This is a genomic window from Pseudocolwellia sp. G5-9, from assembly GCF_055808995.1.
Map to the genome: position 1 here is coordinate 1,569,413 of NZ_CM147893.1, position 15,110 is coordinate 1,584,522.

Genomic DNA, 15,110 nt, shown 5'->3' on the forward strand with positions numbered 1-15,110 from the left:
ATAGCATGAAAATATGTATGTATAGCAGCAAACCTTACGATGAAAAATTTTTCGGTTTGAATAACCCTAAAAATTTAGAAATATCATACTTTTCATCGCACCTAAACGAAAAAACAGCAAGCATGGCGCAAGGCTTTGATGTGGTTTGCTGCTTTGTAAACGACAATCTTAATGCTGAGGTTTTGGAACAATTAAAAAACCAAGGCGTTCAATTAATAGCTCTACGTTGTGCAGGCTTTAATAACGTAGACCTAAAAGCGGCTAAAGCACTTAACCTTCCAGTGTGTAGAGTTCCTGAATATTCCCCATACGCAGTCGCAGAACATGCTTGTGCTTTAGTACTTGATTTAAATCGTAATATACACCGAGCCCATAACAGAATACGCGAAAACGACTACTCCCTCGATGGCCTTTTAGGTTTCGACCTACATGGAAAAACCGTAGGCGTAATAGGAGCAGGAAAAATCGGACGTGCCTTTGTAAAAATAATGAAAGGTTTCGGCTGTAATGTACTAGTGTACGACCCATTTCTTAAAGAGCAAGATGTTAACGACAACTTCACTCAAGCCAGCTTACAAACCTTATTAACCCAATCCGATATTATATCGTTGCATTGCCCATTAACGACTGACACCCACCATTTGATCAACGCTCATGCAATAGCATCAATGAAACCCAATGTTATGCTCATTAATACCAGTCGAGGTGGATTAGTTGATACCGTTGCTATAATTAAAGCACTTAAATTGAAACAAATCGGTTATTTAGGTATTGATGTTTACGAAGAAGAAAGTGAAATTTTCTTTGAAGATTTATCAGATACCTTTATTCAAGACGACGTCTTCGCACGTTTACAAACATTTCCTAATGTTATTATTACTGGGCACCAAGCTTTTTTTACGAAAGAAGCTTTAAATAAAATAGCTGATACAACACTTACTAATGTCCAAAATTACTTTGCTGGAAACCTTGAAAGCGCGAATACAGTCAGTTTAGATTAATCCAATAACATCTTGTTACACCTAAGTCATTATAAAATATAGAAAAATCAAAATAACGATATAAAAACCAATATATATTGGAATATTTCAATATTAATACATATTCTTAATCCGTTTCGGAATAACTACCTTAACAGCAGTATCGCAATTCAAAATGTGCCAATTTGTTATGCAAGAAATAGCATCAAGGCAAATAGCACATAATCAACCACAAATATTCAAATAAGGCGTAGAAAAAATGGAAAAATCTCTAACACTTATAATGATACTTGGATCTTCTACATTAACTTCATATTCATTTGCTCAAGACCAATGTAACACAACAAACCAATGCGTCACTACCTATGGTAATCAAGCTACAGATTGCCGAGATAGTGCAAGTAGTAATAGCATTTGTATGTGTGGAACAGCAAGTTGTGATTCAATAGTTAGCCCTCCTCCCTTAAGTGAAGGGAGTGTATTTTTACGTAAGCGTAATGCCTCAAGCTTTGCCATAGATGGAGGTAATGGCGGTGCCAATAATCAAAATGTTTACATATGGTCAGCTAATACTGCAAACGTAAACCAAGCTTGGGTAGAAATCGATCGCGGTAACGGCTTTTTCAGCTATCAAAAACAAGACACAAATTACTGTTTAGATGGAGGCGATGGCGGTAGTAATGGACAAAACGTTAGACTATGGACCTGCTCCGATACTAATCAAAGTCAACACTGGAACAAAGTAAATATCTCTGCTAATAATTATCGACTAGAAAAACGTAATGCGTCAGGATATTCAATTGATGGGGGTAACGGTGGAGCCAACGGCCAAAATCTCTATTTGTGGTCAAGTAACAATACCAATCAAAATCAACATTGGACATTTAGCGATGTGAACTCAGATGGAAGCAGCGACATACTTGGGCGCTTTGATAAGAGTAAAGACTTATTGCTCTGTAACTACGATGGTAAACCAGATGAAGATGATCTACATTCTGTTGCTGGTTTAGCTACAATGCTAAGTGATGCACGTTTTTCAGGAGTACAAATTCATTGTACCGCTGGGGCATACGGGATCCAAGGTGGCACCTTTTTAGAAGAAAACAATTTGTTTAATTTAGCTTTTGGTGATCGATGGGCAAGCGCCCACAACAACTACAACAATGCCGTAGATCAAGCTTATAATAAAGTTGCTACTACGTTAAATGCAGGTGGCGATATTTGGGTTGCCGAAGCTGGACAATCTGACTTTACTGCGGATGTTGTACGTAAAGTAAAATCAGAAATGCCTAGTATTAATACCAACAACCGCATTCATGTAGTTCAGCATAGTGATTGGAATGAAGATCAAACGACTCCAGCCGATTTAACTTATACCAAAAATAATACTGATTACAATAAAATTGCAGATGGAAACTCCCAAGGTAATGGTACACCTGGTTTAGCAAGTACTGACGGAGGAGAGTGGACACGAGCAACAAGCGATACACAGGTTGGCCCAGTATGGACAGAAGCCAGAGCAGCGGCACTGCGCTGGATGGGTATTAATTGGGATAACGAAAAAATTAAAAGTGGAGGTATGGACTTTTCAGACACTGTTGAACCTATGTGGATCTTCGGATTTGAAGCACAAACAGGTGGTATTACAGGCTTCTTTGATGCCTACCTATAGCTCTATAAACATCTAATGAGTAAGTATTAAAAAGGAATACCTAATGTATTCCTTTTTAAATAATATCTTTTTATTCATCCTACATTAAAAAGGGAAATGATGACTATCATTAAGACACGGATTTTCAACGTCAAAAATATTCTCCACACAGTTATATTGTTACTTGCCTTCATCTTAGGTATTTTCACACATAAATATTTATTAAATGAGAACAAAGCAACTAGACTTGATTCAAGCTCACATAATCAACACTCACTTTCATTCAGTAACTCCCAACAACAAACCAATACAAACCTAGAGTCAATTGAACAAACGAATACAATTCAAGATCAGCAAAGTAGCGAAAAATTTAATAACAAAGCCCGTGAATTAGCTGAAAAAAAACCTAATATATTGAATAACTCTATGCTCAATATTACTATTGCTTCTTGGGCAATAGAAGATCCTATTGCCGCGTTAGAATTTGCTTTATCTCACCAAAATCATTTCATCCTAGCAGATTTAGTTATGTCGATTAGCGGAAAAAATCAAGAGCCTATAATACTAGAATGGCTTTTAGCAAATAAAAATCACCCGCAGTACACCTATTTAGAGCAAAGTTATTTTACCGCTTTTGCTACAGAGGATCCTCTACTGGCATTAGATAAAATGCAAAACGCTTACCCAGAAAAAGCGCAAGGTAATATTTTAATGGCCATAATTGATTCTTGGGCAACACAAAATGCTGAAGCCGTTCTTACTTGGTTAGACTCAAGAGAAAAAAATGCACTTACCGTAGATCTTCAAAACATAGCAATGAATCACTATATTAAACAAAATCCACAAGATGCTGCAATCGACATAACACACATGCGTACTGGAGATAATAAAAGGCAGCTTATTTCAGCAGTAGCCGATACATTGGCCAAACAAAATATTGATGAAGCAATAAAATGGGCTGAAACTTTACCTATAGAAGAACAAAAAAATGCCATTTCAACAGTCATGAATCAGTGGGTAACAAATGGTTACTCTGAAACAGCTTTAAATTATTTACTTGCTCGAGACGACCTGCAAGCTGATGCCACATTGCTAAGTTCAACCATAATAAATATTGCTCAAAATGATACCGATTTGCTTATTAATCGACTCGAAGAATTTTCAGACAATAATAAAAATATGGTAATACAAGAAATAGCTTCAGCATTAATTTATCAAGGAAATAATAGCGATTACGAAAATTGGTATCAAAGTTTACCTATGGGAGCAGAAAGAGAAGCCGCAAGTATACCTGTTATAGAAGCCAATATTCGTACAGATCCTGAACTTGCTTTTAGATACGCTGAAAATATTATTTCAATAAACACTCGAAAACTCTACCTAATAGAAGCAGCAAAATCTTGGGCAAACTACGATCCTAATCAAGCTCGCTCGGCAATAGAATCAAGTGATGTGCTCACTGTAGCGCAAAAAAATGAAATACTTGCCGAGTTTCAATATTAGAGCCTGTTGATCTTTTCTGATTATTTTTACAGCGGTTTATTACAAGGTAAATCATATGTTTCGTCGTTATTCTACTCTAAAGTGCGATAACGTAGTAGAAATGGCTAATATACCCATAACCATTCAAGATGCAGGTTTCAGTTGGAACTAAAAACAATTTAGGCACAGATTTTACGTTCCAAACAAAATCTAAGGTCTACATCCATACAGAAACCTGTCTAAAGTTAATCACGTGGCAATTCCCTTATAAAAACAGTCATTTTAAACATAAAAAATTTTTACATACGTCAAAACACACGCTAAAACCCTAAAAATATAATTAGAACTCTAACCTTTGATTAAAAATAACAAACCTATTCAGTAACTAACACGACTAAATAACCGTTATCTCCTGCATAAAAAACAATAAAAAGCCTAATAAATAAGGTTTTTTGTTAATCTACACCTTAAAAACCTCATTTGATTATTACTACAAAAACCATTAGTATAGTTATTAATTGAGCGTTCAATAAAAAAGACACCAAGCATATGCCCAAAGTTGGAATGAAGCCCATACGCAAACAACAACTTATCGATGCCACATTAGAATCGATAGGAGAATACGGTTTACAAAGTACAACCATTATTACTATTAGCCGCATTGCAGGTTTATCATCAGGCATTATTAGTCATTACTTTGGTGGTAAACAAGGTTTGATAGAAGCTACGGTTATGCACCTTTTAGAGCAACTGAGATTATCTTTACTTGTGCGTATTTCAGTTAAAAGCCTTACAGCAGATGAACGTTTAAAAATAATTATAGAAGCCAACTTTACGCAGTTTCAACAATCAACCCCGGCAATAAAAACTTGGCTTAGCTTTTGGACAGAGTCAATGCACGACCCTAAGTTGAAAAGACTACAACATATTAATAGTAAGCGTTTATACAGCAACCTGCTTTTTTCATTTCGTCAAATATTAGACGAAAAGGCCGCAAAAAACACAGCTAAACAAACGGCCGCTATGATTGATGGATTTTGGCTACGTTGTGCTTTAAGCCCAAATCCAGATGAAGAATTTAAACAAGCTGAGCAGTTATGTAAAAGCTTTATAGATGCTCAACTTAACTTAGCAAAATAACCCTATTCAAATAAACAAATACATTAACGAAAGCGGAGATATTACTTGTCATTAATACGCCACAAAAATTATGTCGATGGTACTTATATTGAAAATACTCATGGTGAAACCTTTGATGTGATCAACCCTGCAACGGGAAAAGTTATTTATCAAGTTGAAATTGCCGACGAACAAGTGAAAGAAAAAGCGATAGCAAGTGCTAAGCGCGGCTTTGCTACTTGGTCTGCTATGAGCGCTATGGAACGTAGCCGTATTTTATTAAAAGCCGTTGCCTTATTGCGTGAACGTAATAACGAGTTAGCCCAAATTGAAGTACTTGATACAGGTAAACCATGGCAAGAAGCCTCCGTAGTTGATGTGTTATCAGGTGCTGACTCTATCGAATTTTTTGCTGGATTAGCCCCTGGCGTTGAAGGTAATCAACAATCAGTAGATGGCGACTTTTACTACACACGTCGTGAACCATTAGGTATTTGTGCTGGCATTGGCGCTTGGAACTACCCTCTTCAAATCGCCTGTTGGAAAGCCGCACCTGCATTAGCTTGCGGTAATGCTATGATTTTTAAACCATCAGAAGAAACACCACTTGGCGCATTAAAGCTAGCGGAAATATTCACTGAAGCCGGTGTTCCTAACGGCGTATTTAACGTGGTTCAAGGTGCTGGTGAAGTGGGTGCATGGTTAACTCATCATCCTGAAATAGCTAAAGTTTCTTTTACCGGCGAAGTAGGCACAGGTAAAAAAGTGATGACAGCCTCGGCGAGCACACTTAAAGATGTCACTATGGAGCTTGGTGGTAAATCACCCTTAATTATTTTTGATGATGCCGATATCGACAATGCCGTTTCTGCTGCTATGTTAGGCAACTTTTATACTCAAGGCGAAGTGTGTACAAACGGTACTCGCGTATTTGTACAAAAGTCTTTATACCCTACCTTTATTGAAAAATTGATTGAACGCACCAGCAAAAATATTGTAATTGGTGATCCTATGGATCCTAACACCAACTTTGGCGCACTTATTTCTGAAAAACATCAAAAACTCGTACAAAGCTATATAGATATTGGCATTAAAGAAGGCGCTACATTACTGCACGGCGGTAAAGCACTTCAACCAGAAAACGCGCCTAATGGCTACTTTACTGCTCCCACTATTTTTGGTGATTGTACTGACGACATGACCATTTGCCGCGAAGAAATTTTCGGGCCAGTTATGAGCGTACTCACCTTTCATGATGAAGACGAAGTGATCCGCCGAGCTAATAACACAGAATTTGGTTTAGCCGCAGGTGTATTTACCCAAGATATTACGCGCGCTCATCGTGTTGTTCATCAAATAGAAGCAGGGATTTGTTGGATCAATAGCTATGGCGCATCGCCAGCACAAATGCCTGTTGGCGGTTACAAGCAATCAGGTATTGGTCGAGAAAATGGCCTTTCTACACTGAACTACTTTACCCAAATTAAAGCGGTATATGTAGGCATGCAAAAACTTGATAGCCCTTTTTAGCAGCTAAATAGCTAATAAAATTTCAATCTCTACTTCTTCACATTATTAAAACGGGTTTTAAATGAATAGCGAAAATTTTGATTACATTATTGTAGGTGCTGGTTCTGCGGGTTGCGTATTAGCAAATCGTTTAAGTGAAGACAGTACTAACAATGTATTGCTTATTGAAACAGGCGGTAGCGATAAAAGTATTTTTATTCAAATGCCAACAGCCTTATCTATTCCAATGAACACAAAAAAATATGCTTGGCAATTTGAAACACAACCTGAGCCATTTTTAGATAACCGTCGTATGCATTGTCCTCGCGGTAAAGTATTAGGTGGTTCTTCTTCAATCAACGGCATGGTTTATGTGCGTGGACACGCTAAAGATTTTGATGAATGGCAACAACATGGCGCACAAGAGTGGGATTATGCTCACTGCTTACCTTATTTTAAAAAGTCTGAAGATTGGGCTTTTAGAACAAACGAGTATCGTGGAAAAGCAGGACCTCTTGGTGTAAACAACGGCAACAAAATGAAAAACCCACTTTACAAAGCCTTTGTTAATGCAGGTGTTGAAGCGGGTTATTTTGAAACTAAAGACTACAACGCCGAACAGCAAGAAGGCTTTGGCCCAATGCACATGACCGTTAAAAACGGTGTTCGTAGCTCAACAGCTAACGCATATTTGCGCCCTGCTATGTCGCGCAGCAACTTAACCGTTGTTACTCATGCATTGGTACATAAAGTACTGCTTGAAGGCAAAAAAGCCGTTGGCGTTAGATACGAACGCAAAGGCAAAGTAGTTGACGTAAAAGCCAATAAAGAAGTTGTTTTATCTGCAGGCCCAATTGGTTCTCCACATTTATTACAACTTTCAGGCATAGGCCCTAAAGCGGTACTTGAAGCGGCAAATATTGAAGTAAAACACGATCTACCCGGTGTTGGCCAAAACCTACAAGATCACCTAGAGTTTTATTTTCAATTTAAATGTAAACGCCCTATTACCCTTAATGGCAAACTAGATTGGTTCAGTAAGTTAAAAATAGGTGTGCGCTGGATTTTAACTAAAAAAGGTTTAGGTGCCACTAATCATTTTGAGTCTTGTGGTTTTATTCGCTCTAAAGCGAGTGTTGAATGGCCTGATTTACAATATCACTTTTTACCAGCAGCAATGCGCTACGACGGTAAAGAAGCCTTTGCAGGTCATGGTTTTCAAGTACATATTGGCCATAACAAACCTAAAAGTCGTGGGTATATTAAGGCTATTTCAGCCGATCCTACCGCGCATCCAGAAATTTTATTTAACTACCTTGAACACGAAGAAGATCGTGAAGGGTTTCGTGCTTGTGTTCGCCTAACGCGCGAAATTATTAATCAACAAGCGCTTGATGAATACCGCGGCGAAGAAATTCAACCGGGTACACATATTCAAACAGATGATGAAATAGACACCTTTGTGCGTCAATCTGTTGAAAGTGCTTACCACCCTTCTTGCTCGTGCAAAATGGGTACAGACGAAATGTCAGTAGTTGATCCACAAACACGAGTTCATGGCATTGAAGGTCTACGCGTTGTTGACTCGTCTATCTTCCCAACCATTCCTAATGGTAATTTAAATGCGCCTACTATTATGGTTGCTGAGCGCGCAGCCGACATTATTCGTGGTAAAGATCTGCTTGCACCTTCAACAGCGGCTGTAACGATAGATCCTAATTGGCAAGAACAACAACGTTCAGCAGTACCTAAAAGAACAATCAGCTAAATTTTATAATATATCCCCGTAACCATTCAAGATACAGGTTTACACATCTTGAATGGTTACGGGTATAAACGCGAGTATCTTTCATCTCTTAATTTTCGTCATCTTATATTTTATAAGACCGCGGAAATTAAGCTTTGAAGCCTATAGTAACAACTATTATTAGGCGATTCTAAATACTCAAACTATAAACAGAAACAGGAGTAAATCATCTCTAAATTTATTGAAATAACCACCAAGGAGCTATCATGACACCTTGGCTATCTGCAGGCATATTATTCACCTTTGCCGCTATCATATTTGTACTATATCGCTGGGGAAATATTCGCTGTGTTGGCGTAACCCCAGTTAGAACCTTCACCTTTATTGCTATTTTGTTTACTTCAGGACTTGATGTGGGACTTATTATGTTCCCGCTCACAGAGTTTGCTGGCTATGCCGATTTAGCCACCAGCCCTGAATACGGATTCACCAATCCGTTAGCGGTAGAATTTGGTTTTTGGGCCTTTCTTATTTGGGCTTTTTACTTTTTAACCTGTTTTTACTTTTGTGTACTTGAACCCCGCGTACGCTTTTTTGAACTCCCTTTGGTTAAAATTATTAACAACATTGTCATCATAGGTACTTGTGCCTTTACCGCCAATTTATTACTGATCAACCTACCTTGGTACATGCCAGAACTTGGCGATGGCGAATCTATTATTGCTAGCTTTTATGCCATTGTTTTCTTAGTTATAGCCTTTGCTGTTTATTCAAGTACCAACATACGCTACGTGCGTATTTTAAGTTTAGCCACTACTTGGCTTTTTCTTGGCTTAATCGCATTAATGTGGAGCGGCGCTTTTCTTGGTGAAAACTCAAGCATCGGCGAGTTTGCGAACACCTTTGCCATGCTCGGCGGTTACTTTGGTAACATTCACGAATTTGTTTTACCTATGAACGACTACCACGAGTTTTACCTTTATTGGTGGTTTGCATGGAGTATTATGATCGGCCAATTTACGGCTCGTTTTGTGGGTGGTTTACGTACCTACCAAGTACTTGTGGCTATGATGGTATTTCCGTCTATCCCAATTGCTATATGGTTTACCGTATTGTACTACTACAACTTAAACGGCATAGAAACAGCCGGTTTCTATAACATTGCCATGGTTGTTGTGGGTATTACCTTTGTGATCAACTCACTCGATTCATTAGTGCGTTTATATACCGACAATTTGAATATTGGCGTTGCTCGTATAGGTAAAGTGAAATACTTAATAGGCAACCTCGTTGCACTTAGCTTACTCACTTTATTATTTAAACTCGATTTTTTACAAATTCAATGGGTTGGTGCTGTAGTGATCGGATTATTCTTCACCTGTTTTGGCTATATTTTATTCGCCAAATTCAAAGAAGTAGCAGCAATAGAAAGCTCGCCGAAAGAAAACAAAATCGATTTCACCAAAATAGAACACGTGACTTAATAAATGAGAATTAAATTAATGAAAAAAAGCATTATCACACTAGCAATAAGTTGTTTACTAGCGCTATCTACCAACGCCTTAGCTGACGTTTCTTCAACCGTTAACTTAACGTCTGACTACACTTTTAACGGTGTAAGTAACAGCGACAATGGCCCAGCATTACAAGCCAGTTTAGATTACTCAAACGACAATGGTTTTTACACCGGAACATGGGCAACCAACGTAGACTTTGGTAGCGGAGATAACACTCAACTCGAATGGGATATTTACGCCGGACAATACTTTCAGTTAAACGAAAAAGTAGGACTTAATGCAGGTATTGCTTACTACACTTACCACGGTTATTCAGGAGCAGATGAGCTAAATTACCCTGAGGCTTATGCCAAATTTGGTTATAACTCATCGGTGGGCGATACCGAACTCAACTTCTGGTACAGCTGGGACTATTTTGGTCTTGATGTTGGTCACTACATTGCTATGGTTGCTCATACCTTTGAAATTGCACCAGGACATAACGTTAGAGCGAGTTTCGATCGTTCTACCTCACGTGATGAAAACAAATGGGCATGGAATGGTAAAGAAGCTTACAACCACGTTCGTCTTGAATACATGAGCAGCTATAAAGGTTTTGATTTTAACCTCGCGCTTGAAGACACCAATATGAACATAGATACCGCAGATACGCGCGTTGTGTTTTCTGTATCTCGTACTTTTGGTTTATAAAAATCTGAATCTAGTTTTATGATGACATGACTCATCTTTTAAAGCTCTTACATGTCGCGTGTAAGAGCTTTTTTATTGATAAATAACCTTTAACACTTCCTGCTGTCTTACTATCCCTGTATTATCTGCGCCATAAATTTCGACAACCTTTGTTGACACCCATCCTTTAGATTGGACCCTGTTATGACCAAAACACACAAACCCAATAGTGCCGCTATGCTTAAAAGAGCTCACCAAAATATGCCTTTAGGCGTTGCTGATAGTTACAGATATTGGGGCGAAGACAACACCGTATTTTTAAGTAGCATGAAAGGCTGCACGATTACCGATTGCGACGAGCAAACTTTTGTTGATTTTCGGTTAGCTTACGGCCCTATTATATTAGGTTATCGCGATGAACGTGTGGATAACGAAGTGATAAATGCCATTACTAACATTGGTACTATTTCTGGTTTTTCTACGGGTCTTGATTCTGACGTTGTTGAATTGGTTAAGTCGCTCTGCCCTAACATTGACCAAATGCGCTTTGCTAACTCAGGTACTGAAGCGGTAATTGGCGCGGTACGTACAGCGCGTGGTTTTACTCAACGTAATAAAATTGTTGTAGTTGAAGGTGGATTTCATGGTTTGCATGACGAAGTGATGTGGAAATCAGACGTTGATAACTGGGAAGTAAGCGATAACAAATCGCCCGAAATCATTCCTTTTGGCGCAGGTATTCCACAAAGTACACGCGAACATCAAGTTAGCGTACCGTTAAACGACTTTGATGCGATTGACGCGGTATTTGCAGAATATGGTAACGATATTGCAGCTATTTTAATCGAACCAATTATGGGTAACTGTGGCTCTATTGCTTCTACACAAGAATACATGCAAAAGCTACGTGATATTTGCGACAACAATGGCTCGTTATTAATTATGGACGAAGTTAAAACGGGCTTTCGCGTAGCTAAAGGTGGCGTACAAGCTTTATATAACATACATGCCGATATAACCACTTACGCAAAAGCTATGGGTAATGGTTACCCTGTTGCAGCTTTTGGTGGCCGTGCAGATGTAATGAGTGCAATTTCGTTTGATAAAAATGGCGTAACACATGGCGGTACTTATACTGCAAACATGGTGGCGTTAAGTGCAGCAAAAGCAACGTTAACCTTACTAAAAGAAACCGATGCGCTAGCAACTATCGACCATGTTGGCGAAAAAATTCAAGCCTTGCTTTCTCGTGTATTTACTAAGTTTGATGTTGAACATTGCTTCGCAGGACCTAATGCTATGTTTGGTGTGCATTTTGGCGCTAACGTTCCACAAAATTATCGTGACTGGAAAAAAACCAACAGCGATTTATATACGCAATTTGCCATGAATTTAATCGACAATGGCGTAATGCTAGAACCCGATTCGCGCGAACCTTGGTTTATTTGTGAAGCGCATCAAACGTTAGATTTTGAATGGTTAGAACAAGTGGCTGAAAAATCGATGGCTGCGGCAATTAACGCATAAGCAGTTAAAAAATTAACGCGTAAAACAGTAAACAATCAGCTGTATTTAGCACAATCTTTATCATTCAAATTGATTAAATACAGCTCTATTCTTACATTCGAAGCTTACTGTTTATTATGCTTCAAGTGCAATAGAAGCCATTTTCATGGTACTTTCAAACGATTCAGCGCCGGCAATAAATAAACCGTTATGACAGAACATAGCGTCGTTAAGTCCCGTAACTTCTTTCAACTTATCACCCGACAAACCAGCCCATGGTGCAGGTAGCGATTTTCTATCTTCAAATGATCCAGGTTCTACAGGTACGGTTTGAATGCGCCATTGACCCGATTGAGATGGATAAACCATATATAACGCTTCAGTAGATAGCGCATGTACGGTTCTTTTCCATGGTGTGTATTTGTCTAGCACGATAACTCGTGGATCTTTTGCATTATCAATGGCTTTCGCCACAATATCTTTTGCGCTAATTCCACCACTAGCTGACGCTATAAATCGCGTTAAAATACGCGCAGCAAACTCAACGGCTTCATCAAAGCAAGTATCAAAATGACTGTCTTCTTGCCATGTAGGGTTAAACATTGAAATGGTTTGGCTAAGGCTAATACCTTGAGCAACACCTTCAGCATAACCACAGTCAATAGCGTCAATCGTTGACACTAAGCCCGCATCAACCGCATCAGCGACTTCTTGATTGTTTTGGCATATTTCTAAACCATATTTTTGCCAAATTAAACCAAACGAAGAATAAGGAATACCATTTTCACGTGCGCCAGCACCACCACGTTGATGATGATCAAAACGCCCTGCGTCTGCGTTATATTCGCCACCTACATCAATCACAATATCAGCCTTGCCGATAATCTCTAAATCACGCGTACGTATCAACTTAAAAGAAGGAATAATGCACTTAAGTGCAGCAACACTAAACACATCGTCTGCATGAAAATTACCATCGTGAGTTGCTATTGTTTTATCAGTCATTTGTATTCTTAATTTAAATAGTGATTTTGAGAAAGGGATAAGAAGATATCGCGAGTTAAATGTTACGTTTAAAAATAAGTAACCAGTAATACTTGTCAGTAAAATTACACGGCGAATTCTATACGAAGACGCCTAATAACAACAGTTAGTTTTTAAATATCGTACCTAAACAATACCTAAAGATACTCAATATTTATCTCAACATCATGAATAAAAAACGATAACTACAAGAAAAGTCTTAAATTTTTACTGACCTCTTGAATAAGTGATTTTGGCACTTCTTGTTCTTTGGCGAGTTTGTCCCAATGTGATACTGCTTCAATCGTTTGATTTAAAACATCATCTATCTTTCGTTTACTAAAAATAGGGCTAAGTTTTTCAAAGCTATAAAAATCATCTCTTGTGAAATTATCTTGCTTTCCGTTAAGTGTCATCCAGTGTTTACTTACCCAATGGCTATCAGGTTTATAACTATAGGCTAGATCGTAAGCGGGAGCTAATTGCCACTTATTATTTTTATCTAATGTAAAACCAAAGTTTTTAGCGTGATCATCATGGTTTCGAGCAACGACATTAAACACCATACGTTTAAATAGCTGCATAGCATCGTCTGGATTAAGACTAAGCTTTCTTGCTGTGCCAAATAATTCCGCATAAGAATACGAACCTATTTTTTTATAACTAACATGTTCAAGCCCATTAAGCGTTTGAACATGTATTTTGTCATTACCGCTGCGATCAAATCGTTCGGTGATAAAGTGCCTGCGTTTTCCTTCATTAAGGAGATGACACGGCATCATGTCTATACCGCACTCTTTAGCTAATAAGTGATAAGTATATTCCATAGCCCCATATCCCATAGGATCACCAAAGGTTTCCTGATTTTTGTTGTGCTCGCTAACACCATCAAATTTCATGAGGTAGTGAGTAAAGCTATCAGGTGCATCTGTTTGACCTGATCTTACTTGAGTAAAATCTTTATTAAAGGCAAGCACAGCTTTAGGTCTTGCTCCACCAGCGCTCATACCCACAGACATAAGAGACATCATTGCTTCTTTATTTTCTTGTCCGTTACTTGTCAAATTAACGCTAAATTGCGCGCGTTTATCTAACACCTCTTGAGCTATAGAAATAAGCGATTCAATATGTATTGGCTGAGAAGCATTAAGATTTTTTCTTTTTATCGCGGGCGAAAAAGTTAAAGCTCCCATACCGCGCATACCTGTATACTGTAAGCGCTGTAAAGGTGTTATATCACTTGTTGATTTACCTTGGCTGGCTATCCATGCATTCATAACAGCATTACCAAAATCATCAGGTAACGAATCGGCTATAAGTCCGGGTAAACCTTTGAAAGTGGCATGATCTATTTGAGGAAATGAGTAAATCTTTTTAGCTAAAGGCATTTTAATGGGAGATAATTCAATACCTGTTTTAATGAAACTAGGAAAGTATTCAAATGCTCCTATTTGAGTATCTGCATTATAACTAACAGCACCAACGTCGTACTCTTTATAATTAACCTTTATGACTTCAGTTACCATTTTAGAGTGTCCTTACTTGGCTTATTATTATGACTTTGCTTATTACTTAGAGTGGAACCTGTAGCTCTCTTTCGTTCCTTTCCCATCATTTCGATAAGTTGAATTGGAGATATTTCTTGTTTTGGTATAAAAAAATTTAATTGCTCTGTTATTTCAAGCCCAATTAGAATAGCGATTAGTGATTCAAGCGTTGATTTCCCTTTTTCACTATTAATTACAGCTTTAAGAGAGACTCCCGATTTTTTAGCTAATTCTTTTTGAGTAAGATTAGCATTAAGTCGAGCCATTTTAATTCTATCGCCCATTTCATTTGCAATGGCATGAGGTGTAAGTTCATCAAACATAACAATAACCCTTAAAAGAAGTATTATAGTAAATATA

12 protein-coding genes are annotated in these 15,110 nt (G+C 38.1%); 9 read left to right on the forward strand and 3 right to left on the reverse strand.

The window, feature by feature from the left end:
* The first annotated feature begins 5 nt into the window (after positions 1 to 5).
* The 9 genes from AC0L5Q_RS06840 (at position 6) to AC0L5Q_RS06880 (ending at position 12,201) form a co-directional block, all read left to right on the forward strand.
* The gene (locus AC0L5Q_RS06840; RefSeq protein WP_473616250.1) at positions 6 to 1,001 is read left to right on the forward strand and encodes a 2-hydroxyacid dehydrogenase; all 996 of its coding nucleotides are present in this window, start codon (positions 6 to 8) and stop codon (positions 999 to 1,001) included.
* Positions 1,002 to 1,239: 238 nt separating this feature from the next.
* Positions 1,240 to 2,652 carry an RICIN domain-containing protein gene (locus AC0L5Q_RS06845; RefSeq protein ID WP_473616254.1) on the forward strand — a complete coding sequence of 471 codons (1,413 nt, stop codon included), beginning with the start codon at positions 1,240 to 1,242 and terminating at the stop codon, positions 2,650 to 2,652.
* A gap of 96 nt (positions 2,653 to 2,748) precedes the next feature.
* The gene (locus tag AC0L5Q_RS06850; RefSeq protein WP_473616258.1) at positions 2,749 to 4,134 is read left to right on the forward strand and encodes a hypothetical protein; all 1,386 of its coding nucleotides are present in this window, start codon (positions 2,749 to 2,751) and stop codon (positions 4,132 to 4,134) included.
* A gap of 528 nt (positions 4,135 to 4,662) precedes the next feature.
* Complete coding sequence (gene betI, locus AC0L5Q_RS06855; protein ID WP_473616262.1) at positions 4,663 to 5,253, forward strand: transcriptional regulator BetI; 591 nt, start codon at positions 4,663 to 4,665, stop codon at positions 5,251 to 5,253.
* Positions 5,254 to 5,298: 45 nt separating this feature from the next.
* Entirely contained in the window at positions 5,299 to 6,762 is a 1,464-nt protein-coding gene (betB, locus tag AC0L5Q_RS06860) for a betaine-aldehyde dehydrogenase (RefSeq protein ID WP_473616266.1), read from the forward strand.
* 61 nt (positions 6,763 to 6,823) lie between these two features.
* Positions 6,824 to 8,509: a choline dehydrogenase gene (betA, locus tag AC0L5Q_RS06865; protein ID WP_473616270.1), complete on the forward strand. Its 1,686-nt coding sequence runs from the start codon at positions 6,824 to 6,826 to the stop codon at positions 8,507 to 8,509.
* 245 nt (positions 8,510 to 8,754) lie between these two features.
* Complete coding sequence (locus AC0L5Q_RS06870) at positions 8,755 to 9,972, forward strand: BCCT family transporter (RefSeq protein WP_473616273.1); 1,218 nt, start codon at positions 8,755 to 8,757, stop codon at positions 9,970 to 9,972.
* Between the two features lie 18 nt (positions 9,973 to 9,990).
* Complete coding sequence (locus AC0L5Q_RS06875; RefSeq protein WP_473616277.1) at positions 9,991 to 10,695, forward strand: TorF family putative porin; 705 nt, start codon at positions 9,991 to 9,993, stop codon at positions 10,693 to 10,695.
* A gap of 183 nt (positions 10,696 to 10,878) precedes the next feature.
* Entirely contained in the window at positions 10,879 to 12,201 is a 1,323-nt protein-coding gene (locus AC0L5Q_RS06880) for an aspartate aminotransferase family protein (RefSeq protein WP_473616281.1), read from the forward strand.
* 114 nt (positions 12,202 to 12,315) lie between these two features.
* Here AC0L5Q_RS06880 and AC0L5Q_RS06885 read toward each other — a convergent pair whose 3' ends face one another.
* The 3 genes from AC0L5Q_RS06885 to AC0L5Q_RS06895 all read right to left on the reverse strand — a co-directional run bounded on the left by AC0L5Q_RS06885 (position 12,316) and on the right by AC0L5Q_RS06895 (position 15,073).
* Positions 12,316 to 13,185, reverse strand: coding sequence for an MYG1 family protein (locus tag AC0L5Q_RS06885; protein ID WP_473616286.1), 870 nt, complete (start codon positions 13,183 to 13,185; stop codon positions 12,316 to 12,318).
* A gap of 224 nt (positions 13,186 to 13,409) precedes the next feature.
* Positions 13,410 to 14,729: a type II toxin-antitoxin system HipA family toxin gene (locus AC0L5Q_RS06890; RefSeq protein WP_473616290.1), complete on the reverse strand. Its 1,320-nt coding sequence runs from the start codon at positions 14,727 to 14,729 to the stop codon at positions 13,410 to 13,412.
* A complete protein-coding gene (locus AC0L5Q_RS06895; protein WP_473616293.1) occupies positions 14,723 to 15,073 on the reverse strand; it encodes a helix-turn-helix transcriptional regulator in 351 nt (116 codons plus the stop codon). Before AC0L5Q_RS06895 ends, AC0L5Q_RS06890 begins: the two co-directional genes overlap by 7 nt.
* Between the last annotated feature and the right edge of the window lie 37 nt (positions 15,074 to 15,110).

What these genes read in the sequence shown, in the direction of transcription:
- AC0L5Q_RS06880 (WP_473616281.1), top strand. Translation starts at nt 10,879, where the DNA reads ATGACCAAAACACACAAACCCAATAGTGCCGCTATGCTTAAAAGAGCT.
- betI (WP_473616262.1), top strand. Translation starts at nt 4,663, where the DNA reads ATGCCCAAAGTTGGAATGAAGCCCATACGCAAACAACAACTTATCGAT.
- AC0L5Q_RS06890 (WP_473616290.1), bottom strand. Translation starts at nt 14,729, where the DNA reads ATGGTAACTGAAGTCATAAAGGTTAATTATAAAGAGTACGACGTTGGT.
- AC0L5Q_RS06870 (WP_473616273.1), top strand. Translation starts at nt 8,755, where the DNA reads ATGACACCTTGGCTATCTGCAGGCATATTATTCACCTTTGCCGCTATC.
- AC0L5Q_RS06840 (WP_473616250.1), top strand. Translation starts at nt 6, where the DNA reads ATGAAAATATGTATGTATAGCAGCAAACCTTACGATGAAAAATTTTTC.
- AC0L5Q_RS06875 (WP_473616277.1), top strand. Translation starts at nt 9,991, where the DNA reads ATGAAAAAAAGCATTATCACACTAGCAATAAGTTGTTTACTAGCGCTA.
- AC0L5Q_RS06850 (WP_473616258.1), top strand. Translation starts at nt 2,749, where the DNA reads ATGATGACTATCATTAAGACACGGATTTTCAACGTCAAAAATATTCTC.
- AC0L5Q_RS06845 (WP_473616254.1), top strand. Translation starts at nt 1,240, where the DNA reads ATGGAAAAATCTCTAACACTTATAATGATACTTGGATCTTCTACATTA.
- AC0L5Q_RS06885 (WP_473616286.1), bottom strand. Translation starts at nt 13,185, where the DNA reads ATGACTGATAAAACAATAGCAACTCACGATGGTAATTTTCATGCAGAC.
- AC0L5Q_RS06895 (WP_473616293.1), bottom strand. Translation starts at nt 15,073, where the DNA reads ATGTTTGATGAACTTACACCTCATGCCATTGCAAATGAAATGGGCGAT.
- betA (WP_473616270.1), top strand. Translation starts at nt 6,824, where the DNA reads ATGAATAGCGAAAATTTTGATTACATTATTGTAGGTGCTGGTTCTGCG.